The sequence below is a fragment of the Streptomyces sp. NPDC097129 genome, assembly GCF_055668065.1.
This window is the reverse complement of the sequence record NZ_JBVOQE010000109.1, coordinates 1-1,078: the sequence shown is the minus strand read 5'-3', so window position 1 is coordinate 1,078 and position 1,078 is coordinate 1. Positions and strand designations below refer to the sequence as shown.

Annotated in this window: 2 protein-coding genes; both read right to left on the bottom strand. The window is 63.5% G+C overall.

What is annotated here, in order from left to right:
• Positions 1 to 628 (bottom strand): acyl-CoA thioesterase (locus AC0B9F_RS38470; protein WP_472010496.1); only part of this gene is annotated, 628 nt, incomplete at its 3' end.
• A gap of 8 nt (positions 629 to 636) precedes the next feature.
• A partial coding sequence (locus tag AC0B9F_RS38465; protein ID WP_472010494.1) for an acyl-CoA dehydrogenase family protein occupies positions 637 to 1,078 on the bottom strand: 442 nt, incomplete at its 5' end.

Genomic DNA, 1,078 nt, shown 5'->3' with positions numbered 1-1,078 from the left:
CGAGAGCGGCGGTTCGCGCCAGCGTGAGGTCCGAGCAGAACGCAAGTGCGGCGGCGTGCATCCCGTGATCGCTCGATACTTCACCTGCGATGCGAATCCACATGCGGCGGTCCCTGCCACCGCCGTGGTCGGCAGCGTCGTCGTCGGCCGAATCTCCGCTGATCGGGCGCACCTGCACTGCCTGGCGAATGGCCGAGGACGTGATGCCCGACCAGAATCGATCAACGGATTCGCTCTGTGCCGGAATTGATTCCGGTGTGGGAACGTGGGGCATCGCAATATGGCGATCGGGTCCGAGTTCCTCCTTCTTGAAGGATGCGGTCAGTGAGAGCAGCGCATTGCCGCCCTGGAAGGCGGTCACCTCTCGTAGTGCATAGGTGCCACCGTCTCGGAGGATTCGCACTCGGTACTGCACCTCGGCGCCCGGTCGGCCCATGGACAGGAAGTACGCGTGAAGCGAGTTCACGTACCGTACAGGGTCGACGGTGCGGTGCGCAGCGAGCAGGGCCTGCGCGACGACATGGCCGCCGTAGGCGCGATCTGGGCCACCGGCACAGCAGGTTCCGCGAAATTCGGGTGCCCCGCCGTATGCAGTGCCTGCGTGAGTGAGCTGCAACAGTTCGTCCATCGGGGCTCCTATCGGCTCAGGGATTTCGCGATGATCGTTTTCATGACTTCGCTGGTGCCGCCGTAGATTCGCGACACTCTCGTGTCCGCGTACAACCGTGCGATCGGGTATTCGAGGATGTACCCGTAGCCGCCGTGCAGTTGTAGACACTTGTCGATCACGCGGCCTGCCATCTCGGTACAGAAGAGCTTGCAGATCGCAGCGTCGACGGCACTCAATTCGCCGGCGTCTTCGAGTGCGACGGCGTGATCGACCATTGTCTGACCTGCGGCGAGATCCGTAGCGCATTCGGCAAGAACGAATTTGGTGTTCTGGAAGTCTGCGACCGGTTTTCCGAAGACTCGTCGGTCGCTGGTGTAGGAAACCGCGTGGGCGATGGCAGCGGCTGCGGTGGCGCACCCTCCGGCCGCCATGGCGAGGCGTTCGCGGGGCAGGTTCTGTCCGAGGTAG